The organism is Streptomyces sp. NPDC002490 (assembly GCF_040296045.1).
Classification (GTDB): domain Bacteria; phylum Actinomycetota; class Actinomycetes; order Streptomycetales; family Streptomycetaceae; genus Streptomyces.
Genome location: NZ_JBEOWM010000049.1, coordinates 1 through 24,285 on the forward strand (window position 1 = coordinate 1; position 24,285 = coordinate 24,285).

General features: G+C 72.8%; 25 protein-coding genes, 5 tRNA genes and 1 pseudogene. 20 read left to right on the forward strand and 11 right to left on the reverse strand.

The annotated features are described in order from the left end of the window. The 4 genes and pseudogenes from ABT092_RS25280 to ABT092_RS25295 all read right to left on the reverse strand — a co-directional run. Positions 1-77, reverse strand: a pseudogene (locus ABT092_RS25280) (ATP-binding protein); the annotation flags it as partial. Then, a complete protein-coding gene (locus ABT092_RS25285) occupies positions 58-468 on the reverse strand; it encodes a DUF742 domain-containing protein (RefSeq protein ID WP_351247679.1) in 411 nt (136 codons plus the stop codon). The gene ABT092_RS25285 and the pseudogene ABT092_RS25280, both read right to left, overlap by 20 nt. A gap of 141 nt (positions 469-609) precedes the next feature. Beyond that, the gene (locus tag ABT092_RS25290; protein ID WP_030787430.1) at positions 610-1,023 is read right to left on the reverse strand and encodes a roadblock/LC7 domain-containing protein; all 414 of its coding nucleotides are present in this window, start codon (positions 1,021-1,023) and stop codon (positions 610-612) included. A 10-nt stretch (positions 1,024-1,033) separates the two neighbouring features. Further along, positions 1,034-5,182, reverse strand: coding sequence for a sensor histidine kinase (locus ABT092_RS25295; protein ID WP_351247681.1), 4,149 nt, complete (start codon positions 5,180-5,182; stop codon positions 1,034-1,036). Positions 5,183-5,788: 606 nt separating this feature from the next. Here ABT092_RS25295 and ABT092_RS25300 point away from each other — a divergent pair. From ABT092_RS25300 to ABT092_RS25340, 9 genes are all read left to right on the forward strand, one after another. Continuing rightward, positions 5,789-5,971, forward strand: a complete 183-nt coding sequence (locus ABT092_RS25300) for a hypothetical protein (protein WP_351247683.1) — start codon at positions 5,789-5,791, stop codon at positions 5,969-5,971. Positions 5,972-6,140: 169 nt separating this feature from the next. Next, positions 6,141-6,938, forward strand: a complete 798-nt coding sequence (locus ABT092_RS25305; RefSeq protein WP_351247685.1) for a fumarylacetoacetate hydrolase family protein — start codon at positions 6,141-6,143, stop codon at positions 6,936-6,938. Then, positions 6,931-8,406, forward strand: a complete 1,476-nt coding sequence (gene gltX / locus ABT092_RS25310; protein ID WP_351247687.1) for a glutamate--tRNA ligase — start codon at positions 6,931-6,933, stop codon at positions 8,404-8,406. The genes ABT092_RS25305 and gltX overlap by 8 nt, the downstream gene beginning before the upstream one ends. Before the next feature lie 16 nt (positions 8,407-8,422). Next, positions 8,423-9,145 (forward strand): HAD family hydrolase, encoded by a 723-nt coding sequence (locus ABT092_RS25315; protein ID WP_351247689.1) that lies wholly within the window; start codon positions 8,423-8,425, stop codon positions 9,143-9,145. 88 nt (positions 9,146-9,233) lie between these two features. After that, positions 9,234-9,305 (forward strand) — tRNA-Gln (locus tag ABT092_RS25320). Between the two features lie 21 nt (positions 9,306-9,326). Next, positions 9,327-9,399 (forward strand) — tRNA-Glu (locus ABT092_RS25325). An 86-nt stretch (positions 9,400-9,485) separates the two neighbouring features. Further along, positions 9,486-9,558 (forward strand) — tRNA-Glu (locus ABT092_RS25330). Between the two features lie 31 nt (positions 9,559-9,589). Then, positions 9,590-9,661, forward strand: a tRNA-Gln gene (locus ABT092_RS25335). A 21-nt stretch (positions 9,662-9,682) separates the two neighbouring features. Next, a tRNA-Glu gene (locus ABT092_RS25340) sits at positions 9,683-9,755 on the forward strand. A 106-nt stretch (positions 9,756-9,861) separates the two neighbouring features. Here ABT092_RS25340 and ABT092_RS25345 read toward each other — a convergent pair. After that, on the reverse strand, positions 9,862-10,107 hold the full coding sequence (locus tag ABT092_RS25345) for a hypothetical protein (RefSeq protein WP_351247691.1): 246 nt from the start codon (positions 10,105-10,107) through the stop codon (positions 9,862-9,864). A 168-nt stretch (positions 10,108-10,275) separates the two neighbouring features. Between ABT092_RS25345 and ABT092_RS25350 the strand changes: the two genes are divergently transcribed. Further along, positions 10,276-10,401: a hypothetical protein gene (locus ABT092_RS25350; protein ID WP_502968502.1), complete on the forward strand. Its 126-nt coding sequence runs from the start codon at positions 10,276-10,278 to the stop codon at positions 10,399-10,401. A gap of 45 nt (positions 10,402-10,446) precedes the next feature. Here the strand turns inward: ABT092_RS25350 and ndgR are convergent, their stop codons facing one another. Then, positions 10,447-11,163 carry an IclR family transcriptional regulator NdgR gene (gene ndgR / locus ABT092_RS25355; protein WP_010984119.1) on the reverse strand — a complete coding sequence of 239 codons (717 nt, stop codon included), beginning with the start codon at positions 11,161-11,163 and terminating at the stop codon, positions 10,447-10,449. A gap of 186 nt (positions 11,164-11,349) precedes the next feature. Here ndgR and leuC point away from each other — a divergent pair, with 186 nt between their 5' ends. From leuC to ABT092_RS25375, 4 genes are all read left to right on the forward strand, one after another. After that, positions 11,350-12,780, forward strand: coding sequence for a 3-isopropylmalate dehydratase large subunit (leuC, locus tag ABT092_RS25360; RefSeq protein WP_351247693.1), 1,431 nt, complete (start codon positions 11,350-11,352; stop codon positions 12,778-12,780). Positions 12,781-12,785: 5 nt separating this feature from the next. Further along, a complete protein-coding gene (leuD, locus tag ABT092_RS25365; protein ID WP_351247695.1) occupies positions 12,786-13,379 on the forward strand; it encodes a 3-isopropylmalate dehydratase small subunit in 594 nt (197 codons plus the stop codon). A 337-nt stretch (positions 13,380-13,716) separates the two neighbouring features. Then, positions 13,717-13,944 (forward strand): SCO5555 family protein, encoded by a 228-nt coding sequence (locus tag ABT092_RS25370; protein ID WP_351247697.1) that lies wholly within the window; start codon positions 13,717-13,719, stop codon positions 13,942-13,944. A 168-nt stretch (positions 13,945-14,112) separates the two neighbouring features. Next, on the forward strand, positions 14,113-14,787 hold the full coding sequence (locus tag ABT092_RS25375) for an HU family DNA-binding protein (RefSeq protein WP_351247699.1): 675 nt from the start codon (positions 14,113-14,115) through the stop codon (positions 14,785-14,787). Between the two features lie 84 nt (positions 14,788-14,871). On the opposite strand, the gene ABT092_RS25380 is transcribed toward ABT092_RS25375, so the two are convergent. Beyond that, positions 14,872-15,075, reverse strand: a complete 204-nt coding sequence (locus tag ABT092_RS25380) for a hypothetical protein (RefSeq protein WP_351247701.1) — start codon at positions 15,073-15,075, stop codon at positions 14,872-14,874. 9 nt (positions 15,076-15,084) lie between these two features. Next, complete coding sequence (gene cofC / locus ABT092_RS25385) at positions 15,085-15,750, reverse strand: 2-phospho-L-lactate guanylyltransferase (RefSeq protein ID WP_351247745.1); 666 nt, start codon at positions 15,748-15,750, stop codon at positions 15,085-15,087. A 213-nt stretch (positions 15,751-15,963) separates the two neighbouring features. Between cofC and ABT092_RS25390 the strand changes: the two genes are divergently transcribed. The 3 genes from ABT092_RS25390 to ABT092_RS25400 all read left to right on the forward strand — a co-directional run bounded on the left by ABT092_RS25390 (position 15,964) and on the right by ABT092_RS25400 (position 18,989). Next, positions 15,964-16,737, forward strand: a complete 774-nt coding sequence (locus ABT092_RS25390; protein ID WP_351247703.1) for a lysophospholipid acyltransferase family protein — start codon at positions 15,964-15,966, stop codon at positions 16,735-16,737. Further along, positions 16,734-17,744, forward strand: a complete 1,011-nt coding sequence (locus ABT092_RS25395; RefSeq protein WP_351247705.1) for an NAD(P)H-dependent glycerol-3-phosphate dehydrogenase — start codon at positions 16,734-16,736, stop codon at positions 17,742-17,744. Before ABT092_RS25390 ends, ABT092_RS25395 begins: the two co-directional genes overlap by 4 nt. Positions 17,745-17,837: 93 nt before the next feature. Beyond that, on the forward strand, positions 17,838-18,989 hold the full coding sequence (locus ABT092_RS25400) for a D-alanine--D-alanine ligase family protein (protein WP_351247707.1): 1,152 nt from the start codon (positions 17,838-17,840) through the stop codon (positions 18,987-18,989). A gap of 15 nt (positions 18,990-19,004) precedes the next feature. Here the strand turns inward: ABT092_RS25400 and ABT092_RS25405 are convergent, their stop codons facing one another. Continuing rightward, the gene (locus ABT092_RS25405) at positions 19,005-19,511 is read right to left on the reverse strand and encodes a DUF3515 domain-containing protein (protein WP_451361968.1); all 507 of its coding nucleotides are present in this window, start codon (positions 19,509-19,511) and stop codon (positions 19,005-19,007) included. A 19-nt stretch (positions 19,512-19,530) separates the two neighbouring features. Then, on the reverse strand, positions 19,531-19,764 hold the full coding sequence (locus tag ABT092_RS25410; RefSeq protein WP_351247709.1) for an Lrp/AsnC family transcriptional regulator: 234 nt from the start codon (positions 19,762-19,764) through the stop codon (positions 19,531-19,533). Positions 19,765-20,018: 254 nt separating this feature from the next. Between ABT092_RS25410 and ABT092_RS25415 the strand changes: the two genes are divergently transcribed. After that, positions 20,019-20,984: a thiamine-phosphate kinase gene (locus tag ABT092_RS25415; protein ID WP_351247711.1), complete on the forward strand. Its 966-nt coding sequence runs from the start codon at positions 20,019-20,021 to the stop codon at positions 20,982-20,984. Between the two features lie 69 nt (positions 20,985-21,053). Continuing rightward, entirely contained in the window at positions 21,054-21,899 is an 846-nt protein-coding gene (thiD, locus tag ABT092_RS25420; RefSeq protein ID WP_351247713.1) for a bifunctional hydroxymethylpyrimidine kinase/phosphomethylpyrimidine kinase, read from the forward strand. A 115-nt stretch (positions 21,900-22,014) separates the two neighbouring features. On the opposite strand, the gene rpmB is transcribed toward thiD, so the two are convergent. Continuing rightward, positions 22,015-22,200 (reverse strand): 50S ribosomal protein L28, encoded by a 186-nt coding sequence (gene rpmB, locus ABT092_RS25425; protein ID WP_003957616.1) that lies wholly within the window; start codon positions 22,198-22,200, stop codon positions 22,015-22,017. Positions 22,201-22,455: 255 nt separating this feature from the next. On the opposite strand from rpmB, the gene ABT092_RS25430 reads away from it, so the two are divergent. Continuing rightward, positions 22,456-24,150 carry a DAK2 domain-containing protein gene (locus tag ABT092_RS25430; protein ID WP_351247715.1) on the forward strand — a complete coding sequence of 565 codons (1,695 nt, stop codon included), beginning with the start codon at positions 22,456-22,458 and terminating at the stop codon, positions 24,148-24,150. The last annotated feature ends 135 nt before the right edge of the window (positions 24,151-24,285 follow it).

The window sequence follows — 24,285 nt, forward strand, 5'->3', positions numbered from 1 at the left end:
CCGAAGCCGCCCGCCACCACGATCTTCGCGCTGGTGGTCGACCGGGCGGCCCCGCCGCTAGAGCTTGCGAAGTCCACTGAGCACCCTTTCGAGCAGTGTCACATCCGGCTGACCACCGGCGTTCTCGTCGCCACCGGGCTGGTGGATCGCGACGAGTCCCGCCTCGGCCAGGTCGGCGACGAGGATTCTGGCCACACCGAGCGGCATCGACAGCAGGGCCGACACCTCCGCGACCGACTTGACCTCACGGCACAGGTGGCAGATCCGCTGGTGCTCGGGGAGCAGCCCCATCAGGGCTGCGGGATCGGCGGTGGTGCTCACCAGGGCTTCGATGGCGAGCTGGTACCGCGGCCTGGTCCGACCGCCGGTCATCGCGTACGGACGCACCAGCGGCTGGTCACCCTCGTGCCCGTACGACGCGTGGTGTGAAGCTCCGTACGGATCGTGCGAGGCGGTTGGCGGGGTCATGAATCCTCCGGGCGGGACAGCAGGGAGTCTGCGTGCCGTCTGACAGAGCCGGTGGGGGGATCGAGTGGCGGCCGGACGGTGGGTGGTCGGTTCGATCGGCTGGGCGACGGGTCGGACGGGTCGGGAGACGAGAGGGCGGGGTCAGTGGAGCAGGCTGCCCTGGAGTTCGGCGCGCAGGTCCGGGGTGAGCACCGCACCCGCGCGGTCGACCAGGAGGGCCATCTCGTAGCCGACGAGGCCGATGTCGCACTCCGGGTGCGCCAGGACGGCCAGCGAGGAACCGTCCGACACCGACATGATGAAGAGGAAGCCGCGCTCCATCTCCACCACGGTCTGCGTCACGGTACCGCCCTCGAAGATCCGCGAGGCGCCCGCGGTCAGCGAGGTGAGGCCGGAGGCGACCGCCGCGAGTTGGTCGGCCCGGTCCCGGGGGAAGCCTTCGGACATCGCCAGAAGGAGTCCGTCGGCGGAGACCACCACGGTGTGGGACACCCCGGGGGTGTTGTCCACGAAGTTGGTGATCAACCAGTTCAGGTTCTGTGCCGCCTGGCTCATCGCGCTCAACTTAGTGCTCCTGCTGGTGAGTGGGGCGGGGGTAGCTACCGGTCGACGGACCGTTGCCGGCCTGCCGACCTTGCTGGATGCCCCTACGGAGGTTGGTCAGCCGGCCGCGCACGTCGTCGGGCGCGCGCGAGACCTGCGGACCGGTCTGGTGCTGTTGCTGCTGAGCCGTGCCCGCGACGAGGTTCGCGCGGGGGACCCGCCGCGGCAACCCGGAGGTGGTGACTCCGCCGGCGGTGGGCTGGCGCACCCGCTCGGCCTGCCGGACGAGTTCGTCGTTGGGGGAGGTCCGCCACGAGCCGGAGCCCTGCGGCCCGCGGCCCGCGGGAGCCTCGGCGTCGGAACGCCCCGCCGGGGAGACCGACAGCGTCGGGCGCTCCGGCAGCCCGGGGGCCGCGGTCTCCTCGGCCGGCTGCTGTTCGGCGCCCCGTTGGCCGCTGAACCAGTCCGTCTCCAGCGTGTCGAAGAGCGGGGTGCGACCGTCACCCGGGCCCGCGGGGGGCAGCGGGGCGGCCGGACGCGCCGCCGACGGTCCGTCGACGACATCCGGTGCCTGCCCGTAGGGCGGGACCGGGCGCTCGTACGAACCCGTCTGGTGGCTCGGCAGCGCGTACTGCCCGGTGTCGTGGGCGGGCTGCTCGTACTGGCCCGTGTCCTGGTCCGGCAGGGCGTACTGCCCGGTGTCGTGAGCGGGCTGCTCGAACTGGCCGGTCCGGTGGGCGGGCAGCTCGTACGCGCCGGTGTCGCCCGGCTGCTCGAACCGACCGCTCTCCTGGGCCGGCAGCTCGAACTGGCCGGTCCGGTGCACCGGGCGCTCGTAGGAGCCGGTGTCCTGGAGGGGAGGCTCGTACGGCGCGGGCTCCGGCGCCGGCCGCTCGTAGGAGCCGGTGTCCTGGGCCCCGGGCGGGAACGCGCCGGCGCCGGGCGCGGGGAGCGCGTACTGCCCGGTGTCCTGGGCGGGCCGCTCGAACTGGCCGGTGTGCACGGCACCCTGGCCGTAGCCGGGAGCGTGCTGCTCGCGGTCGTCGTACGAGGGCGGCTGGGCCACCGGGAACTGGCCGGTGGCGGCGGGGTTCCGGGTGTCCGGGCCGGCGGGGACGATCGGGCCGGCGGGCTCGGCCGGCGTCTTCGGGGCGCCGAAGACGTCCGAGCGGACGAACCGGCCGTCCTGGGCACCGTCGCCGGGCCGGCCGAAGCCGGGGTCCGGACGGGGGGTGCCGAAGTCCGGCGCCGGGGCGTCGAGTTCCGGCCGGCCGAACTCCGCGGTGGCACCGGCCCCTTGACGGTCGACCGGGGGGAACGCGGGGGGGTTGCCGGGGCGCTCGTCGAAGCGCGGAGCCCCGGGCGCGCCCGGCGTCCTCTGAGGTTCTTCGTGGCCGCGCGGGGTGTCGCCGGATGCCCGGGGGACCGGGGCGACCGTGCTCGGGGCGCTCCAGTCGGGGGTGGACTGCGGGCCGTCGGCGCCGGGGAGTTCGGCCCGCGGACCGCCGCGGGCGGGCAGCTGCGGGCGCGGGGCGTCCTGGCCCGGGCGGACCCGCTCGGGGCGGGGGTCGGGCCGGTCGGCGGGGGACTTGCCGGGGCGGGCACCGAATCCGTCGAAGGAGTCGCCGCCCTGTCGGGGGCCGCCGAAGCCGGGCGCACCCGCTGCGGGCGCGCCGCCCGGCGGTCGTCCGCCCCGCTGTCCGGCGCCGGTGGACTGGAGGCCCTGGGTGCCCGGGGCAGCAGGGGAGAAGGCGCCGGTGCCCGCGGGGGCCGGCCGGCCCGGCTGCCGGACCGGCGGCGTGGCGCCCGGTCCACCGGGGCCCTGGGGGCCAGGTGCGGGGCGACCGCCGGGTCCGGCCGGGGCGCCGCCGGGTCGGTTCTGCCGGGCCGCTGCCGCGCCGGCCGCGGCCTGGGCCGCGGAGGGGACGCCACCGGGCGGGCCGACGGTCGGAGCACCGGGCGCGCCGGGCTTGCCGACCGGCGGGCGCTTGCCGCTCTGGGCGACGTCGACGGGGAGCATGACCAGCGCGGTGGTGCCGCCGGAGTCGGAAGGCCGCAGCTGGATGCGGATGCCGTGCCGCTGGGACAGCCGACCGACCACGAACAGGCCCATGCGGCGGGAGACGGAGACGTCCACGGTGGGCGGCGAGGCGAGCCGCTCGTTGATCGCCGCCAGGTCCTCGGGGGAGAGGCCGATGCCGGTGTCGTGGATCTCGATCAGGACCCGGCCGTCCGGCAGCGCGTGTCCGGTGACCTTGACCTTGGTCTGGGGGGAGGAGAACGAGGTGGCGTTCTCCAACAGCTCGGCGAGCAGGTGCACGAGGTCGTTGACGACCCGGCCGGCGACCTCGCTGCCGGGCACCGAGGAGAGTTCGATCCGCTCGTACTGCTCCACCTCGGAGGCCGCCGCGCGCAGCACGTCGACGAGCGGCACCGGGCGGGTCCACCGGCGGCCGGGCTCCTCGCCCGCGAGGACGAGGAGGTTCTCGCCGTTGCGGCGCATGCGGGTCGCGAGGTGGTCGAGCTTGAAGAGCGAGGAGAGCTGGTCGGGGTCGGCCTCGCGGGACTCCAGTTCGGAGATGAGCGAGAGCTGACGCTGGATCAGGCCCTGGGAGCGACGCGAGAGGTTGGTGAACATCGCGTTGACGTTGCCCCGCAGCAGGGCCTGCTCGGCTGCGAGTCGGACCGCTTCCCGGTGCACGTCGTCGAAGGCCGCGGCCACCTGGCCGATCTCGTCCCGGGAGTGCACGCCGACCGACTCCACGGAGGTGTCGACGTCCTGCGGGTCGGACTCGGAGAGCTGCTTGACCAGCTCGGGCAGCCGGTCCTGGGCGACCTTGGTCGCGGTGTCCTGGAGGCGCCGCAGCGAGCGGATCATGGACCGGGCGACGATGAACGCGCCGATGAGCGAGACGCCGAGGACGACCAGGATCAGCGCACCGCTGATGATCGCGCCGCGTTCCGACTCCTTGCGCAGCTCGCGGGCCTTCTGCTCCATCTCGTCGAGCAGGGTCCGCTCGATCTTGTTCATCGCGTTGATCTTGGTGGTGCTGGCCTCCAGCCAGTCCTTGTAGGACCGCTTGGTGGCCCGCTCGGGGCCGACCCTGAGGAGTCGGGTGGCGTACTCCTCCGACTCCTTGATGGTGGCCTGGCCCTTGTCGATGGGCTTGAGCAGTTCGATGTCGTTGCCCTGGTAGACCTGTCCGAAGACGCTGAGCTCGGACATCTCCTTGTCGGAGAGGGTCTGCGCGTAGTGGCGGTCCAGCTCCGAGAGCTCGCTGCGCTCCTTGTTGTTCGGCGGCAGCGAAGCGGCGATGACCGCGCGGTGGGCCGACGCGTACTCCTTGGCGGAGGCGAACGCCGCCAGCGAACGGGTCCGCTGGATCATCTCCGGATTGCTGGTGGCCTGCGCCATGTCCTGGGTCAGGGCGAGCAGGTCCTCGATGAGCTCGCTGTACAGGTCGACGGTCTGCGAGTACGCGATCGGGTCCTTGAACGCCTTCTCGCGGGCGCTCGTCAGACCGGTGAGCCGGCTGGAGATGGACTGGATCGTGGAGTCGATGCCCTCCAGACCGTCGCGTCCGCGGGCTTCGTCGATGGCGTGGGTGCCCTGGAAGAAGGTCTCCCGGGCCCGGTTGGTGCGCTCCCGGGGCCCCTTGACCTCGAAGTCGGTGGCCTTGCCGCCGTTCGCGAGCGGGCCGGCGGACTTGTCGCGCTCGTTCTGGAGCGCGGTGGCCAGCTGGATCGCGTGGTCCGTCATGTCCGTCAGCAGCTTCATGTTGTCGAGCTGCTGGATGTCGTCCATGGACTCGTTGATGCGCAGCGCGCCCAACGAGGTCGCGGCGACCACGGGGAGGGCGAGCAGCGAGACCAGACGGGTCGAGATCCGCCAGTTGCGCAGGGCTATTCGGGAGCCGGGGCCGGTCGGGACCTTGGGCTTGGCGGACGGGGCGGGGGGCGGGGTGCCGCCGGCGCCGGCAGGCGCCGCCTCCGACGTGCCGCCGGGGCCCTGCGGGCCGCCGGGCCCCGCGGGCCGGGCGCCGTCGTTGTTGCTCACCACGGACACGGGTCCCGGGTTCTGGGCGTGCTGGGGCGAGGAGCCACGGTCGGTCCCGCCGCGCGGTTCCGGCTCTGCCGGACCGCTGCCATCCCTCTTGAAACGTCCCTGCACTAGCGTCGCAACCTCTGGACCAGGCGTCCCCCCGCACGGCGGGACGGTGTCGGCGTCAATCAGGGGCGCCGCGCGGTGCCGCACCCCTGTGGTGGTCGTGAGTGACCGGCGCTGTCCTCATCCCGCCGCTCACTCGGCGCTCCGTTGCGCCCCCTGTGCGCCGGTCTGGTTCTCGCGGCGGTCCGTGGAATTCCAGCACAGTGCCGGAACTCCAACAAGACCGGAGGGGCAGGCGATGGCGGCGGTGACACGGCGTGAGCCGCGAGTCACCAGAAGTAGACCCTTATCTAGGGCAAAGCGGGCATATCGCTATGTCGTGCTGGGGTTACTCGGGTGTCCCAGTCGACATGATCGGGAGCGGAATGGGTGCTTCGGGTGGTTGATGTCCGTTTCGATCCCGCCCGCCCCGTCTGTGGAATGCCGGAAATGTCTTATGAGTCGTGAGCAAACTCACACACTCATCCCCGCGTTAGTGCACCCGCATCGGGGAATTGCGCGCTTAGCCTGACGCTTTACAACGATTCCACAAATGACAACCCGCGCGCCGGGAGCGCCCCGTGGCGGGTGAATTCGGCGCCCCGAGTCCAGGACAGGGCCCGCATCCAGATGACGACGCCGCAGAGCACCACGGCCAACCCCCGCCGCACCACCCTGGCCCACCTCGAGGACGCCTCCGCCTTCGCCCCGGCGGAGCTGCCGACCCACTCCCTCGACCTCCCCGCCCAGACGGCCAACCCCCGCCGCACCGTCCTGATGGAGGTCCCCCGGCCCGCCGAGCCGACCTCCTGACCCTCCCGGACGGCCACCCCCGCCCGGCGGGGCGCGCACCCCCGCCCACCGGGTCCGGAACGCCGCCGCGGTCGGGCCGTCCGCCACGGGTCGCCCGGGTCACCCGGGCGACCCGCGTTAGCCTGGACGCCCGACATCCACCGGCAACAACAAAGGGGCGCGAGCCACCGTGCGCATCGCCAGGTTCTCCATCGACGGCAACGTGGCCTTCGGCGCCATCGAGGGCGACGGTCCGCCCGGCTCCACCGAGGGCCTCCTGGTGAACGTCATCAAGGGCATCCCGTTCGCCGACTTCGAGCTCTCCGGCACCCGGATCCCCCTGGACCGGGTCCGCCTGCTGCCCCCGGTCCTCCCGAGCAAGGTCATCGGCATCGGCCGCAACTACGCCGAACACGCCGCCGAACTCGGCAACGAGGTCCCGGCCACCCCCGTCAGCTTCCTCAAGCCGAGCACCTCCGTCGTCGGCCACCGGGACCCCGTGGCCTACCCGGGCTTCTCGCAGGAGGTCCACCACGAGGCCGAGCTGGCCGTGGTCATCGGCCGGCTGTGCCGCGACGTCCCCCGCGACCGGGTCAAGGACGTGGTCTTCGGCTTCACCTGCGCCAACGACCTCACCGCCCGTGACGTCCAGCGCAGCGACGGACAGTGGACCCGGGCCAAGGGCTTCGACGGCGCCTGCCCGCTCGGGCCCTGGGTGGAGACCGGCATCGACCTGGCGACCGCGGCCGACCTGACCGTCCAGTGCACGGTCAACGGCCAGCAACGCCAACTCGGCTCCACCAAGGACATGGTCAGGTCCGTCGAGGACCTGGTCGTCCACCTCACCGAGGCCATGACGCTGCTGCCCGGCGACGTCATCCTCACGGGCACCCCCGCCGGGGTCGGCCCCCTCAACGTCGGCGACGAGGTCGCCGTCACCATCGAAGGCATCGGCACTCTCACCAACAAGGTGATCCAGCGTGGTTAACGGCCCCGTCCGTGTACGTTTCTGTCCCTCGCCGACCGGCAACCCCCACGTGGGCCTGGTCCGCACCGCCCTGTTCAACTGGGCCTTCGCCCGGCACCACCAGGGCACCCTGGTCCTGCGCATCGAGGACACGGACGCCGCCCGCGACTCGGAGGAGTCGTACGAGCAGCTCCTCGACTCGCTGCGCTGGCTCGGCCTCGACTGGGACGAGGGCCCCGAGGTCGGCGGCCCGCACGCCCCGTACCGGCAGTCGCAGCGCATGGACCTCTACGCGGACGTGGCGGCCAAGCTGCGCGAGGCGGGCCACGCCTACCCCTGCTACTGCACCACCGAGGAGCTCGACGCCCGCCGCGAGGCCGCCCGCGCCGCCGGCAAGCCCTCCGGATACGACGGCCACTGCCGCGAGCTCACCGACGCCCAGCGCGCCGCGTACGAGGCCGAGGGCCGCACGCCGATCATCCGCTTCCGGATGCCCGACGAGCCCGTCACCTTCACCGACCTGGTCCGCGGCGAGCTGACCTTCACCCCGGAGAACGTCCCCGACTACGGCATCGTCCGGGCCAACGGCGCCCCGCTGTACACCCTGGTCAACCCGGTCGACGACGCCCTGATGGGCATCACCCACGTACTGCGCGGCGAGGACCTGCTCTCCTCCACCCCGCGCCAGATCGCCCTGTACCGGGCGCTGATCGAACTCGGCACGGCCGAGGCGGTCCCGGCCTTCGGGCACCTGCCGTACGTCATGGGCGAGGGCAACAAGAAGCTCTCCAAGCGCGACCCGCAGTCCTCGCTGAACCTGTACCGCGAGCGCGGCTTCCTCCCCGAGGGGCTGCTGAACTACCTCTCGCTGCTCGGCTGGTCCCTCGCCGCCGACCGGGACGTGTTCTCGCTGGACGAGATGGTCGCCGCCTTCGACATCGCGGACGTCAACGCCAACCCGGCCCGCTTCGACCTGAAGAAGGCCGAGTCCGTCAACGCCGACCACATCCGGCTGCTCGACGAGAAGGCGTTCGCCGAGGCGTGCGAGCCGTGGCTGCGCGCCCCGCACGCCCCCTGGGCCCCGGAGGACTTCGACCCCGTCGCGTGGCAGGCCATCGCCCCCTACGCGCAGACCCGGCTGACCGTCCTGTCGGACATCACCGCCAACGTGGACTTCCTCTTCCTCAAGGAGCCCGTCGAGGACGAGGCGTCCTGGCAGAAGGCGATGAAGGAGGGCGCGGCCGACCTGCTGCGCACCGCGCGGGCCAAGCTCGCCGAGGCCGACTGGAACAGCCCCGAGGCGCTCAAGGCGGCCGTGCTCGCGGCCGGCGAGGAGCACGGACTCAAGCTGGGCAAGGCGCAGGCCCCGGTCCGGGTGGCCGTCACCGGCCGCACCGTGGGCCTGCCGCTGTTCGAGTCCCTGGCGGTGCTCGGCCAGGACCGCGCCCTGGCCCGGATCGACGCCGCCCTGTCGAAGCTCGGGGGCTGACGGGTAGCGTGTCCGCATGAACGTGCGCGCCGTGGTGTGGGACGTCGACGACACCCTCTTCGCCTACACCGCGGCGGACCGCGCCGGGCTCTGGCACCACCTGCGGGCCGAGGGCCTGCTGGAGCGGTACGGAACCGCCGAGCGGGCCCTCGCGCTCTGGCGGGAGCTGACCGACGTCCACTGGGCGCGCTTCGCGGCGCGGGAGACCACCTTCGAGGGGCAGCGCCGCGACCGGGTCCGGGCCTTCCTGGCCGCCCCGCTCACCGACGAGCAGGCCGACGTCTGGTTCGGCCGCTACCTGACCCACTACGAGGCCGCCTGGGCCCTCTTCCCGGACGTCCTGCCCGCCCTCGACGCCCTCGCCGACCTCCGGCACGCCGTGCTGTCGAACTCCAGCGCGCACCACCAGGAGCGCAAGCTGCGCGCCCTCGGGGTCCGCGACCGCTTCGAGTCGCTGCTGTGCGCCGCGGAGCTGGGGGTCGCCAAGCCCGCGGCCGAAGCGTTCCACGCCTCCTGTGACGCTCTGCGACTGCCCGCCCACGAGGTGGTGTACGTGGGCGACCACCCCGAGATCGACGGGGCGGGGGCGGCGTCGGCCGGGCTCTTCTCGGTGTGGCTCGACCGCGGCACCTGGACCGGCGGGGTGCCCGCCGGACCGCACCGGATCGCTTCGCTCGCCGAACTCCCCGCGCTCCTGCGCGGGGATACCCGTTTTGGAGCGCCGTCCACCTTCGGGTAATGTTCTTCCTGCGCCGCCCGAGAGGGCCGAAAGGTCCGGCGGGAAGCGCAGTACCGAACAAGGTCCCCGACAGGGGATTGCGTCACGGTGGCCTATGGTGTAATTGGCAGCACGACTGATTCTGGTTCAGTTAGTCTAGGTTCGAGTCCTGGTAGGCCAGCTCGCAGAGCTCATCTGCAAAGCCCCCGTTGTGTAGCGGCCTAGCACGCCGCCCTCTCAAGGCGGTAGCGCCGGTTCGAATCCGGTCGGGGGTACAGATCCATCCCGCGTGATCATCGGGTCGCTCCCGTCGGTCGAGCGGTGAAAACACCCGGCCGTCGGCCGGGTGGGATCGCCCAAAGCCCCCGTTGTGTAGCGGCCTAGCACGCCGCCCTCTCAAGGCGGTAGCGCCGGTTCGAATCCGGTCGGGGGTACGCTTCGGTTCCGCGAAACCGGTTCCGACAGTGGCCTATGGTGTAATTGGCAGCACGACTGATTCTGGTTCAGTTAGTTTAGGTTCGAGTCCTGGTAGGCCAGCTCGCAGAGCTCATCTGCAAGGCCCCCGTTGTGTAGCGGCCTAGCACGCCGCCCTCTCAAGGCGGTAGCGCCGGTTCGAATCCGGTCGGGGGTACATCGAGAACGGAGAGGGCGCCACCCAGCGGTGGCGCCCTCTCCGTGCGTGCGTCGGAGGCGGGGGCCGATCGGCCCCCGCCCGTCCCGCGCCGACCGATCGGGCTTCAGGCCCCCGCCTCCCCGGTCCGCGGAGCGGCGAAGCGTCGGTACGACTCCGCGGTGTCCGCGAGTCGCCGCAGGCTCAGCAACACGGGCTCGTACAGCACCGTCAGCGCCACCGCCGCCTCCACCTGCTCCTCCGGCGACCCGTAGCGCTCCACGAAGTCCAGGTCCGTCACCGCCAACTCCTGCGCCAGGCGCCCGTACGGCGCCAAGTGGTCGGCGTCCCAGGGGTATCCGAAGCGGGCCACCTCCGCCAGCGGCTGCGGAACCGTTCCGCCCCGCGTCGTGGGGGAGTGCGCCCACCGCCGCGCCGAGCCGGTCGTGGTGGTCCAGGGAGTCGTCGTCCACGGCCCCTACGCCGCACAGCCGGACGCCGAGCACCGGCCGGCCTGGGCGTCTGGCACGAGACCTACGTCGTGCCGGCGGGGGGCTACGAGAACATCTACGTGGACATGCCCGCCTTCGGGCTGGGGGCGGCCCACGGCACCGCCCCGGTGGCCCGCCGTGGCGACCGGGCGGCCCAGCGGTTCGCCGCCGGCTGACCGGGCGGGGCCGGGAGGGGGCGCCGCGGCGCCCCCTCCGTGCGTTCAGCCGGTGCGGCGCAGCGCCTCGGAGAGGCGGCCCGCGGCGTCGATGACCGCCTGGGCGTGCATCCGCCCGGGGTGGCGGGTCAGCCGCTCGATCGGGCCGGAGACCGACACGGCGGCCACCACGCGGTTGGACGGGCCCCGCACCGGGGCGGAGACCGAGGCCACGCCCGGCTCCCGCTCCCCGATGGACTGGGCCCAGCCGCGGCGGCGGACGCCCGAGAGGGCGGTGGCCGTGAAGCGGGCGCCCTGGAGGCCGCGGTGCAGCCGCTCGGGCTCCTCCCAGGCCATGAGGATCTGCGCGGAGGAGCCGGCCTTCATGGTGAGCGTGGAGCCCACGGGGACGGTGTCCCGCAGTCCGGACAGTCGCTCGGCGGCGGCCACGCAGATCCGCATGTCGCCCTGGCGCCGGTAGAGCTGCGCGCTCTCGCCCGTGACGTCCCGCAGGTGGGTGAGCACCGGCCCGGCCGTGGCGAGCAGCCGGTCCTCCCCGGCCGCCGCGGCCAGCTCCGCGAGCCGCGGGCCCAGGATGAACCTGCCCTGCATGTCCCGGGCCACCATCCGGTGGTGCTCCAGGGCGACCGCGAGACGATGGGCGGTGGGCCGAGCGAGTCCGGTCGCCGCGACCAGCCCGGCGAGGGTGGCCGGACCGGACTCCAGGGCGCTCAGCACGAGAGCAGCCTTGTCGAGAACGCCGACCCCACTAGAGTTGTCCATGCAACGATACTCGCGTCTCACTCTGTGAAACGCAAGTTCAATTCTCCGAGGAACTTGTCACCCTGTACCCACACGCCGACCCGTGGACCGACGGGCGTCGGCGGTCGCCCCGGCACGAGGGGAACGGGCGACGACTCTCACACACCTAGTTGGGTCGACCAACGACGGCCGACCGGAGGGAAAGCGATGGGTAGGACACTCGCGGAAAAGGTCTGGGACGACCACGTCGTCCGGCGCGCAGAGGGCGAGCCCGACCTCCTCTTCATCGATCTGCACCTGCTGCACGAGGTGACCAGCCCGCAGGCGTTCGACGGCCTGCGGCAGAACGGTCGCCGGGTGCGCAGGCTGGACCTCACCATCGCCACCGAGGACCACAACACCCCGACCCTCGACATCGACAAGCCGATCGCCGACCCGGTGTCCCGCGCCCAGCTGGAGACGCTGCGCCGCAACTGCGCCGAGTTCGGGGTGCGGCTGCACCCGCTGGGCGACGTCGAGCAGGGCGTGGTCCACGTCGTCGGTCCCCAGCTGGGCCTGACCCAGCCCGGCATGACCGTGGTCTGCGGCGACTCGCACACCTCCACGCACGGGGCGTTCGGCGGTCTGGCCTTCGGCATCGGCACCTCCCAGGTGGAGCACGTGCTGGCCACCCAGACCCTGCCCCTGGCCCGGCCCAAGACCATGGCCATCACCGTGGACGGCGACCTGCCCGACGGCGTCACCGCCAAGGACCTGATCCTGGCGATCATCGCCAAGATCGGCACCGGCGGCGGACAGGGGTACGTCCTGGAGTACCGCGGCTCCGCCATCGAGAAGCTCTCGATGGAAGCCCGGATGACCATCTGCAACATGTCCATCGAGGCGGGCGCCCGCGCGGGCATGATCGCCCCCGACGAGACCACCTTCGCCTACCTGAAGGGCCGTCCGCACGCCCCGGCGGGCGAGGACTGGGACGCCGCCGTCGCCTACTGGAAGACCCTGAGGACCGACGAGGACGCCGTCTTCGACGCCGAGGTCGTCATCGACGCCGCCAGCCTCTCGCCGTTCGTCACCTGGGGCACCAACCCAGGTCAGGGCGCCCCGCTGTCCGCGCAGGTCCCCGATCCCGCTTCGTACGAAGACGCTTCGGAGCGCCTGGCCGCCGAAAAGGCCCTGGAGTACATGGGGTTGACCGCCGGCCAGCCGCTGCGGGACATCACGGTGGACACCGTCTTCGTAGGTTCCTGCACCAACGGCCGCATCGAGGACCTGCGGGCCGCCGCCGCGATCGTGGAGGGCCGCAAAGTCGCGGACGGCGTACGGATGCTGGTCGTCCCCGGCTCCGCCCGGGTCGGCCTCCAGGCCGTGGACGAGGGCCTGGACAAGGTCTTCAAGGAGGCCGGCGCCGAATGGCGGCACGCGGGCTGTTCGATGTGTCTGGGCATGAACCCCGACCAGCTCGCACCCGGCGAGCGGTCCGCCTCCACCTCCAACCGCAACTTCGAGGGCCGGCAGGGCAAGGGCGGACGCACCCACCTGGTGTCCCCGCAGGTCGCCGCCGCCACCGCGGTCCTGGGCCATCTGGCCTCCCCCGCCGACCTGGCCGACGCCGGCGTCGCCACCCCCGCAGGAGTCTGAGAGCCATGGAAGCCTTCACCGCCCACACCGGCCGAGCCGTCCCGCTGCGCCGCTCCAACGTCGACACCGACCAGATCATCCCGGCCCACTGGCTGAAGAAGGTCACCCGGGACGGCTTCGAGGACGGGCTCTTCGAGGCGTGGCGCAAGGACCCCGAGTTCGTCCTCAACCGCCCCGAGCGCGCCGGGGCCACCGTGCTGGTCGCCGGCCCCGACTTCGGCACCGGCTCCTCCCGCGAGCACGCCGTCTGGGCGCTCCAGAACTACGGCTTCAAGACGGTCATCTCGTCCCGCTTCGCCGACATCTTCCGGGGCAACTCGCTGAAGAACGGCCTGCTCACCGTCGTCCTGGACCAGAAGGTCGTGGACGCGCTGTGGGAGCTGGTCGAGAGCGACCCGCAGGCCGAGATCACCGTGGACCTCCAGGCCCGCGAGGTCCGCGCCGCCGGCGTCACCGCCCCGTTCGAGCTCGACGAGAACTCCCGCTGGCGCCTGCTGAACGGTCTCGACGACATCAGCATCACCCTGGCCAACGAGGCCGACATCGCCACCTACGAGGCTCGACGCCCCTCGTTCAAGCCGCGCACCCTCACGGTCTGACCGGAGCGCGACCCGCCCGGCGGGTCCGACCGGGGCTCGTCCGGTCGGAGCCGCGCGCTCCGCGATCGTCCCCGAGCGCCCCTCCCGGCGCCCTCCGGCGCCGTCGATGTACCCCCAGCCGTCCCACGGTTGGGGGTACATCCGTGTGTGCTCCCGTGTCCCCGTCCCACCCGTTCGTGGGACACCGACACGTGCGCCAACTCACCACCGTTGAGGGCCACAAGAGGCCGAAAGTACCCTTGCGCATGAGACCCTGACAGCTCCGAGAAATGCCCTCCGAGGGGGGTAGTTGCCCCCTGGGCGGGCGACAACTCGCCCTAGATGGCACAATCGGTGCATGGGACGTGACGACCAACTCCAGCTCTACGGGGTCGTCGCGGACCGTTTGAAGGAGGCGCACGCCACTGTGCGCACACTGCAAGTCCCGGAGGGCGTACGGATGGCGCTGACCCGGAAGCTGCTGGTCATTACGGCCGTGGCCAAGCACGATCTCGCCGATGCGGCAAGGCGTCTGGAGCGATTGAGTGTGGATCTCGACGAAGGTCGTTTCCCTGAAGGCGACTGAGCGGCACCGGCATCGGGCCGCAGTGGGTCGACCGAGCGGGCAGCGGTCGAGTTCATTGCGGCACAAGGGTGATTAGCCCGTTTCGTGTTTGATTTGCGGTATATATCTGCCTAACGTGCGAAAAAGCTTGAGCGGATGCGTTCGAGCAATGTTTCCGAAGGGGAAGACGTGAACAAGGCGCAGCTCGTAGAAGCCATTGCCGACAAGCTCGGTGGGCGTCAGCAAGCCGCTGACGCCGTGGACGCCGTACTCGACGCCATCGTCCGCGCGGTCGTCGCGGGGGACCGGGTTTCGGTCACCGGTTTCGGTTCGTTCGAGAAGGTCGAGCGACCGGCCCGGTACGCCCGCAACCCGCAGACCGGCGAGCGGGTCCGGGTCAAGAAGACCTCGGTGCCCCGGTTCCGTGCCGGTCAGGGCTTCAAGGACCTGGTGAGCGGCTCGAAGAAGCTCCCCAAGGGCGGCGAGGTCTCCGTCAAGAAGGCTCCCAAGGGCAGCCTGACCGGCGGGACCAAGACGACGGCCAAGGCCGCCGCCAAGAAGGCCACCGCCAAGAAGACGACGGCCCGCAAGACCACGGCCGCCGCGGCGAAGAAGACCACGGCCGCGGCGAAGAAGACCACGGCCGCCGCCAAGAAGGCCACCACCGCGAAGCGGGCCTCCGCGGCGAAGAAGACGACCGCAGCCAAGAGCACGGCCGCCAAGAAGACCACGGCCGCGGCGAAGAAGACGACCGCGGCGAAGAAGACCGCCCCGGCCAAGAAGGTCACCGCCAAGAAGGCGCCGGCGAAGAAGACCACCGCGCGCAAGACGACCGCCAAGAAGACCACCGCGCGCAAGCGGTAGGCCGAAGGGCCTCGTGGTCATCCGTGCGCCGGGCCGGACTCCCCTCGGGGAGCCCGGCCCGCGGGCCGTTCGGGATCCGCGGACTCAGAAGGTCTGGAGCGTCACCAGGGTGATCCGAGGCGCCGGACCGCCGCCGTCGACCTCGATCCGCACCCGCTGCCCCGGGCGGAGCAGCAACAGGCCCCCCGCGTCGAACGCCGCCGCGTCGAACGGGACCGGGGTCCCGTCGTCCAACAGCACGCTGCCGCTGCGGGTATCCGGTTCGTAGGTGTACGCGGTGGCTTGCATGGGACAACCCTACGGCGCGCGGTCGCCGGGACGCGGCCCCCGGGGCCCGAGGGCGTGCGGCGCCGCCCGCCGGGTGTGCGGTCCCACCCCCAGGGCCAGGGCGGCCCGCAGGTCCCGGCCGGTGTCCACGTCCTGACGCACCGAGACGGCGCCCGGCAGGACGAGCTCCGCCGCCCCGGAGGAGCGGTGCCGCAGCCGCGAAGCCCCGCCGAACAGCGGGCGCAATTCCGTTCCGGGCAATGCGGTCAGCAGTGTCGTTCCGATTCCCGAGACGTCCGGGAGAAAAGCGCGCGGGAATTGCGCGGCACGGAGGAGGACACGGGTCAATTCCTTCGGTCGCAATGCGGGCAAATCGGCGTTCAAGGTGGCGAGCGGGGCCGCCCGCCGCTCCTCCCGGACGACGCCCGCCCCGTGCTCCAGCGCGGCGTTCAGCCCCCGGCCCCGGGCCCCGTCCGGCACGACACGGGCTCCGAGCCCCGCCAGTTCGCGGCCGGCCAGCGTGTCGTCCGTGACGACCACCACATCCCGTACCGCCCGGCTGGCCAGCGCCGCGGCCACGGTGTCCTGGGCGAAGGCGAGGACCAGGCCCGGGCGGAACGCGTCCGCGACGGAGTCCGCGAGCCTGCTCTTGGCCCGTGCCAAGGGCTTCAACGGGACGATCAAGGTCCACTGCACCGCCGCTCCGTCCCCACGCATCGCGCCCATTGTCCTCACGGCCCGCTGCGCAGGCGTCGCGGGGACCCCCTTCCGCCCGTGTCGCGAGGCGCGGACGCGTCGGACCCCGGGCGTACCGTGTGCTCGACACAGGGGGCGGCCCGCGGCCACACTTGGGCCCCTGACCAGGCCCGAACCGGGGGTCGGGTGGAGTGATCAGAGGAAGGTGTTCGCGTGTCCCGCCGAAAATTCGGCTTCTGGTACCGCCTCGCGGCGGCCCTCTGCAAACCACCCCTGGTGGTGCTGTTCAAGCGGGACTGGCGAGGAACGGAGAACATTCCGGCTTCGGGCGGATTCATCACGGTGGTGAACCACAATTCCCATGTGGACCCGATCGCCTACGCGCACTTCCAATACAACACCGGGCGCCCGCCGCGTTTCCTCGCCAAGCACGGACTGTTCCGCAAGGGGTTCGTCGGCGCCGCGATGCGCGGCACCGGTCAGATCCCCGTCTACCGGGAGAGCACCGACGCGCTGAGCGCCTTCCGTGCCGCGATCGACGCCGTGCGGCGCGGCGAGTGCGTGGCGTTCTATCCCGAGGGCACCCTCACCCGCGACCCGGACCAGTGGCCCATGGCCGGCAAGACCGGAGCCGCCCGGGTCGCCCTCACCACCCGCTGCCCGGTGATCCCGGTCGCCCAGTGGGGCGCCAACCTCCTGCTCCCCCCGTACGCGACGCGACCGCGCCCGTGGCCCCGCAAGACCCACCGGGTGCTGGCCGGGCCGCCCGTGGACCTGTCCCGGTTCTACGGCGAGGAACAGACCCCGGAGCTCCTGAAGGAGGTGACCGAGGTCATCATGGCCGCCATCACCGCCCAACTGGAGGTGCTGCGCGGGGAGAAGGCCCCGGCCACCCCCTACGATCCGCGTCAGGTGCGGGACCAGCAGCGCCGGCGCACCGCGGGCGAGGGCACCGCACTCCACCACGACTCGAAGGACGACACGTGACCAGCACCGTCAAGGCAGCCGTCTTCGGCACCGGCTCCTGGGGCACGGCCTTCGGCATGGTGCTCGCCGACGCCGGCTGCGAGGTCACCCTGTGGGGACGCCGCGCCGACCTCGCCGAGGCCGTCAACTCCACCCGCACCAACCCGGACTACCTCCCCGGCGTCGAACTGCCCGCGGGCCTGCGCGCCACCACCGACGCCGCCGAGGCCGCCGCGGGCGCGGACTTCACGGTCCTCGCGGTCCCCTCCCAGACGGTGCGCGGCAACCTCGCCTCCTGGGCGCCGCTGCTCGCCCCGGACACGGTCCTGGTGTCCCTGATGAAGGGCGTCGAACTCGGGTCCGCGATGCGGATGAGCGAGGTCATCGAGGACGTGGCGAAGGTCGACGCAGGGCGGGTCGCCGTCGTCACCGGGCCCAACCTCGCCCGGGAGATCGCCGCCCGGATGCCCGCCGCCTCCGTCGTGGCCTGTGCCGACGAGGCCGTGGCCACGAGGCTCCAAGCCGCCTGCCACACCCCGTACTTCCGCCCCTACACCAACACCGACGTGGTCGGCTGCGAACTGGGCGGCGCGGTCAAGAACGTCATCGGACTGGCCGTGGGCATCGCGGACGGCATGGGCCTGGGCGACAACGCCAAGGGCTCCCTCATCACCCGGGGGCTCGCCGAGACCACCCGCCTCGGCCTCGCGATGGGCGCCGACCCGCTGACGTTCTCCGGGCTCGCCGGCCTCGGGGACCTCGTCGCCACCTGTTCCTCGCCGCTGTCGCGCAACCACACCTTCGGCACCAACCTGGGCCGGGGCATGACCCTCCAGGAGACCATCGCGGTCACCAAGCAGACCGCGGAGGGCGTCAAGTCCTGCGAGTCCGTGCTGGACCTGGCCCGCCGGCACGGCGTCGACATGCCCATCACGGAGACCGTCGTCGGCATCGTCCACGAGGGCAAGCCGCCGGTGGTCGCGCTGAAGGAACTCATGTCCCGCAGCGCCAAGCCCGAACGCCGTTGACCGGGCCCGGCGCCCGGTCTCACCCGGGTGCCGGACGTCCGGGCCGCCGCGGACGCTGACCCCGGGCGGGGCAGCGGGTACGCTCGACCCGTTATGAGCAGCGAGACCTCACCCCAGAGCCCCAGGCTCCGCAAGCCGCGCGTGGCCGTCGTGTTCGGCGGTCGCAGTTCCGAGCACGGCATCTCCGTCGTCACGGCCGGCGCCGTGATGCGCGCCATGGACCGCAACACGTACGACGTGCTGCCCATCGGCATCACCCGGGACGGGCGCTGGGCGCTCACCGTCGACGACCCCGAACGGATGGCCATCGCCGACCGGGCGGTCCCGGACGTCGACCAGTTGGCCGAATCGCCCGAGGGCACCGTGGCGCTGTCGGTCGACCCGTCCAACCGCGAGGTCGTCTACCAGGAGCCCGGCTCCGTGCCCAAGGCCCTCGGCGACGTCGACGTGGTCTTCCCGGTGCTGCACGGCCCCTACGGCGAGGACGGCACCCTCCAGGGGTTGCTGGAGCTCTCCGGCATCCCGTACGTGGGTTCCGGGGTGCTCGCCTCCGCGGTGGGCCAGGACAAGGAGTACATGAAGCGCGTCTTCATCTCCTTCGGCCTGCCGGTCGGGCCCTACCTGGTGGTCCGGCCGCGGGAGTGGGAGCGGGACGAGCAGGGCGCCCGGCAGCGGATCGCCGACTTCGCCGGCGAGCACGGCTGGCCGCTGTTCATCAAGCCGGCGCGGGCCGGCTCCTCGATGGGCATCACCAAGGTCGACTCCTTCGCCGGTCTCGACGAGGCGATCGCCGAAGCCCGGCGCCACGACCCCAAGTTCCTCGTGGAGTCGCTGCTGCGGGGCCGGGAGATCGAGTGCGGGGTGCTGGAGTTCGAGGACGGGCCGCGGGCGAGCCTGCCCGCCGAGATCCCGCCCGTGCAGTCCCACGACTTCTACGACTTCGAGGCGAAGTACATCGACTCGGCCGACGGGATCGTGCCGGCCCCGCTGGACGGGGAACAGACCGCCGAGATCCAGCGGTTGGCGGTGGCCGCGTTCGAGGCCGCCGGGTGCGAGGGCCTGGTCCGCGCGGACTTCTTCCTCACCGAGGACGGCCGCTTCGTGATCAACGAGATCAACACGATGCCCGGTTTCACTCCCATCTCCATGTACCCGCGGATGTGGGAGGCGAGCGGGGTCTCGTACCCGGAGCTGGTGGACCGGCTGGTCCGGGCGGCGCTGGACCGGTCGACCGGACTGCGGTAGCGGGGGCCGCCGGGCTCAGTCGGCGATGCCCTCGGGCACCGTGGCGGTGATGGGCCCGGCGAAATCGGTCAACGGGCCCATGCCGCGGTCCTTGAGCGACTTCGGCAGGGTCACCTCGACGTAGGCGAGGCGCAGTGCGGTGGTGAAGCGGAACGAGCCGTCGTCCTGCTCCTCCAACAGCCACCCCACCCCGTTCACGTCGACGCCGTCCGCCTCCGGGTCGTTCATCCGCACGGGCCGGGGGACCCCGCAGCGCAGTATGATCGCCGGATCGCCCCAGGCCGAGGTCAGCTCGGAGGCGGGCGCCGGGTCCACCCGGTCGAAGCCGTCCACCCGCTCCGGCAGCGCCGCGTGCAGGTCCCGACAGAGCCCGGCCGCCTTGGCCCCGGGGGAGGGGACCGCCGCCGTCACCGGTCCGTCGACCGACGTGCAGCCGGCGAGCGCGCCGAGCACGCCGAAGACACCGAGCAGGGCGGGGGCGGAGGGTCCGAACGGACGGGGCCGGCGGCGCGAAGAGTTCACCGGCCAAGCGTAGACGGGGCTAGATATGGACGACCGGGCAGGTCAGGGTGCGGGTGATGCCGTCCACTTGCTGGACCTTGGCCACCACCATGCGGCCCAGCTCGTCGACGGTGTCGGCCTGGGCGCGCACGATCACGTCATAGGGTCCGGTCACGTCCTCGGCCCGGGTCACTCCGGGGATCCCGGCGATGGTCTCGGCGACGGCCGACGCCTTGCCGACCTCTGTCTGGATCAGGATGTACGCCTGTACCACGGGACCTCCAGGGCGGCCATGACGAGGAATATGCGGGGGAAAGGGACGCCACGTTATCGCGTCGCCGTCCGTCACGGGGAGACCCGCGGCGGTCGCGGCGCGCACGGGGTGCACGGGCGGCACGGGTTGACGACCGCGCCCGTCCCGCACGGCACCCCGGCAACCAGGACCGGTCCGGCCCGGTCGACGACGCCCCCGGTCGTCCCGGGGGCGCGCGGCCGGCACGGCACCCGCGCGGAAGGGGCAGGACGAGGATGAAGGGCACCGTGGGCGAACTGGGGGAGTTCGGGCTCATCAGGGAACTGACGGCCCGGCTCACCACCACCCCGGCGGTACGGCTGGGTCCCGGGGACGACGCCGCGGTGGTCAGCGCCCCGGACCGGCGGGTCGTCGCCAGTACGGACGTGCTGCTGGAGGGCCGCCACTTCCGCCGCGACTGGTCCACCGCCTACGACGTGGGCCGCAAGGCCGCCGCCCAGAACCTCGCGGACATCGCGGCGATGGGCGCCGTGCCCACCGCGCTGCTGCTGGGGCTGGTGGTGCCCGCCGAACTGCCGGTGACCTGGCCGACCGAGCTGATGGACGGGCTGCGGGACGAGTGCCAGGTGGCGGGCGCCGCCGTGGTCGGCGGAGACGTCGTCCGCGGGGACACCATCACCCTGTCCATCACCGCACTCGGCGACCTGCGCGGCCACGAAGCGGTGACCCGGGCCGGGGCCCAACCCGGCGACGTGGTCGCGGTGACCGGCTGGCTGGGGTGGTCCGCGGCCGGGCACGCCGTGCTCTCCCGCGGCTTCCGCTCCCCGCGCGCCTTCGTGGAGGCCCACCGCAGACCCGAGCCGCCGTACCACGCGGGCCCGGCCGCGGCCGGCCTCGGCGCCACCGCCATGACCGACGTCAGCGACGGGTTGATCGCCGACCTCGGGCACATCGCCGAAGCCAGCAAGGTCCGCATCGACGTCCGCTCCGCCGCGGTCGACGTGCCCTCGCAGATGAACGACATCGCCGCCGCGGTGGGCATCGACCCGCTGCTGTGGGTACTCACCGGCGGGGAGGACCACGCGATCGTGGCCACCTTCCCCCCGGACGTGAAGCTCCCGGCCCGCTGGCGGGTCATCGGCGAGGTGCTGAACCCCTCGGCACTTCCCCAGGTCACCGTCGACGGGGCGGCCTGGACCCGGGCGAGCGGCTGGGACCACTTCGGCGACATCGAGGGCTGACGGCGGCCCTCCGACGCACCCCCACCACCGGCCCGGACCGGGCCCCGAACGGACTGAGGAACGACGACCATGACTCCGCAGCCGCCCTCCGCCACCCCGATAGCCCGCTCGGCACCGCCCCGCGTGCTCACCGTCGCCGGCTCCGACTCCGGCGGCGGGGCCGGCATCCAGGCCGACCTCAAGACGATGCTGGCGCTCGGCACCCACGGCATGAGCGTGCTGACCGCCGTCACCGCGCAGAACAGCCGGGGCGTCCAGGGCGCCTGGGAGCTGCCGGTGGCCGCGGTCCGCGCCCAGTACCGCAGCGTGGCGGACGACATCGGCGTCCAGGCGGTGAAGACCGGCATGCTGGCCTCGGCCGAACTCGTGGAGACGGTGGCCGGCCTGCTGGCCGCGACCGACGCGCCCGTGGTCGTGGACCCGGTGGGGGTGTCCAAGCACGGGGACGCCCTGCTGGCGCCCACCGCGCTGGACGCGGTGCGGCTGGAGCTGCTCCCCACGGCGACCGTGGCCACCCCCAACCTGGACGAGGTGACCCAACTCACCGGGGTCAAGGTGATCTCGGAGGACGGGATGCGCCGGGCCGCCGACGCGATGCTGCGGATGGGGCCGCGCTGGGTGCTGATCAAGGGCGGACACCTCGCCGGGGACGCCGTCGACCTCCTCACGGACGGCGCCGAGGAGCACTGGCTGCGCACCCCGCGCATCGACAGCCGGCACACCCACGGCACCGGCTGCACCCTGGCCAGCGCCATCGCCGCCCGGCTCGCCCACGGGGACCGGGTGCCGAGGGCGGTGGCCACGGCCAAGGAGTACGTGACCGGGGCGATCGGCGCCGGGTACCCGCTGGGCGCGGGCATCGGCCCGGTGGACCACGCCTGGGCCCTGCGGAACACCGCCGGGTACACCGCGTAGCCGCACCGCCCGCCGCGACCGCGGGGGGCGACGGCGCGCAGACGAAAAAGCCGGCCCTCCCACCAGGGGGGACCGGCTTCTCAGCAACCAGCAAGTGGCCGCGCTAAGCCTTACGTCAGCGCGAGACCTTGCCGGCCTTGATGCACGAGGTGCAGACGTTGAGCCGCTTCGGCGTCCGACCGACCACGGCACGCACGCGCTGGATGTTGGGGTTCCAGCGACGGGACGTACGGCGGTGCGAGTGGGAGATGTTGTTGCCGAAGCCCGGCCCCTTGCCGCAGACGTCGCAGTTGGCAGCCACGGGTCACTCCAAAGACTTCAGATGCACTTACGGTTGAACCCGGCATGCCGGGATCAGTGATCGGGTGGCGGTGCCAGGGGGAAGGCCCGATGTGTATCGGGCAACCGGAGCAGCATACTACGGCTGCCTCGGTAGAACGAAACTACCACGGTCGCCCAGGACCGGCGCCCCGCCCCAGGTCACCGGCCGCTTCCCGGCACCCCGGCCCCGGGGGTCTACGCTGCGTCGCAGTCCGGATGCCAAGGAGGCGAAGCAGTGCCCCAGATCCTCGACGCCGTCACGGTCCGTGCCTGGTGCGCACGGTCCCTGGAGGCACTGGGCCGGGCCCGCGAGGAGATCGACGCCATCAACGTCTACCCGGTCGCCGACGGGGACACCGGCACCAACCTCTACCTGACCGCGGAGTCCGCGGCCCAGGCGGTGGAAGCGGTCTTCGCCGGACACGAGCCCCGGCTCCCCGAGAACGCCGAAGCGGTGCGCGCCATGGCGCACGGCGCGCTGATCGGCGCGCGCGGCAATTCCGGCACCATCCTCGCCCAGCTGCTGCGGGGCATGGCCCAGGTGCTCGCCGAGGAACCGCCCGCGGGCCACCGCCAAGAGGCCCGGCGGCTCGCCCGGGCGCTGCGCCGTGCCGCCGAGTCGGCCTACGAGGCGGTGGCCCACCCCGTGGAGGGCACCGTCCTGACCGTGGCGACGGCGGCGGCGGACGCGGCGGGCGGGGCCGCCGAGGCCGGGGGGACGGCCGACGCCGCGACCGTGGTGCGGGCCGCCCACCGGGGCGCGCTCGCCGCGCTGGAGGCCACCCCCGGGCAGCTGCCGGCGCTGGCGCGCGCCGGCGTCGTGGACGCCGGCGGACGGGGACTGGTCGCCGTGCTCGGGGCGCTGGTGGAGGCGGTGACGGGGGAGCGTCCGGCGTCCGTCGCGGTCGGCCCGGCCCGGCCCCTCATCCCGGTCGCCGCGGACGCGGGCTGTGGAGAACCCGAACCGGTAGACGGGCCCGCCTACGAGGTGATCTACCTGCTGGAGGCCACCGACGCGGCGGTGGACCGGCTGCGGGCCCGCCTCGACGCGCTCGGCGACTGCCTGGTGGTGGTCGGCGGCGACGGGCTGTGGAACGTGCACGTCCACGTGGACGACGCCGGGGCGGCGGTCGAGGCCGGAGTGGAGGCGGGCCGCCCGCACCGCATCAGGATCACCCACTTCGGCGCCGGAGACGCCCACGCGGTGCGCCCCGGACCGGAGCGCCCCGCCGCCGAACCGGTGCCCCGGGCGGTGGTGGCCGTGGTGCCCGGCGAGGGCCTGGCCGACCTGTACGCCGGGGCCGGTGCCGTGCCCGTGCTGGCCCGCCCCGGTGAGCCGCCGGCGAGCGGGGAGCTGGCGCAGGTCATCCGGCGCGCCGGCGCCCGCGAGGTGGTGGTGCTGCCCAACGACGCCGGACTGCGGCACACCGCCGCCGCCGCGGCCGAGCAGGTCCGCGCGGACGGGGTGCGGGTCGCGCTGATCCCCACCCGGTCGGCGGTCCAGGGCATCGCGGCCCTCGCCGTCCACGAGCCCGGCCGCCGCTTCGACGAGGACGTGGTGGCGATGACCTCCGCGGCCGGCGCCACCCGGTACGGCGAACTCGCCGTCGCGGAACGCCAGTCCTGGACCATGGCGGGCATCTGCCAGGCCGGCGACCTGCTCGGACTCATCGACGGGGACGTGGCCGTGATCGAGGCCGCCCCCGGCCCGGGCACCGGCACCGACCCGCTCGCCCGGACCGCGGTGGCGGTGCTGGACCGGATGCTCGCCGCCGGCGGCGAACTGGTCACCCTGGTGCTCGGGGAGGACGCCCCCGAAGGGGTCGCGGAGCGACTGGAGCGCCATGTGCGCGAGTCCCACCTCGCGGTCGACACCGTCGTCTACCGGGGCGGACGCCACTCGGCGCTGCTGCTCATCGGCGTCGAGTGAGCCCGAACCGACCGGCCGACCAGCGGATCCTCCGGACGGAGGGGGGCCGGCGCACAGCGGCTCCCCGGCGATGTCGGCGGCGTGGTGTGCAATGGGGGGGTGTCCGCGCTCGAAGAACCGCTGAAGAAGGTCCTC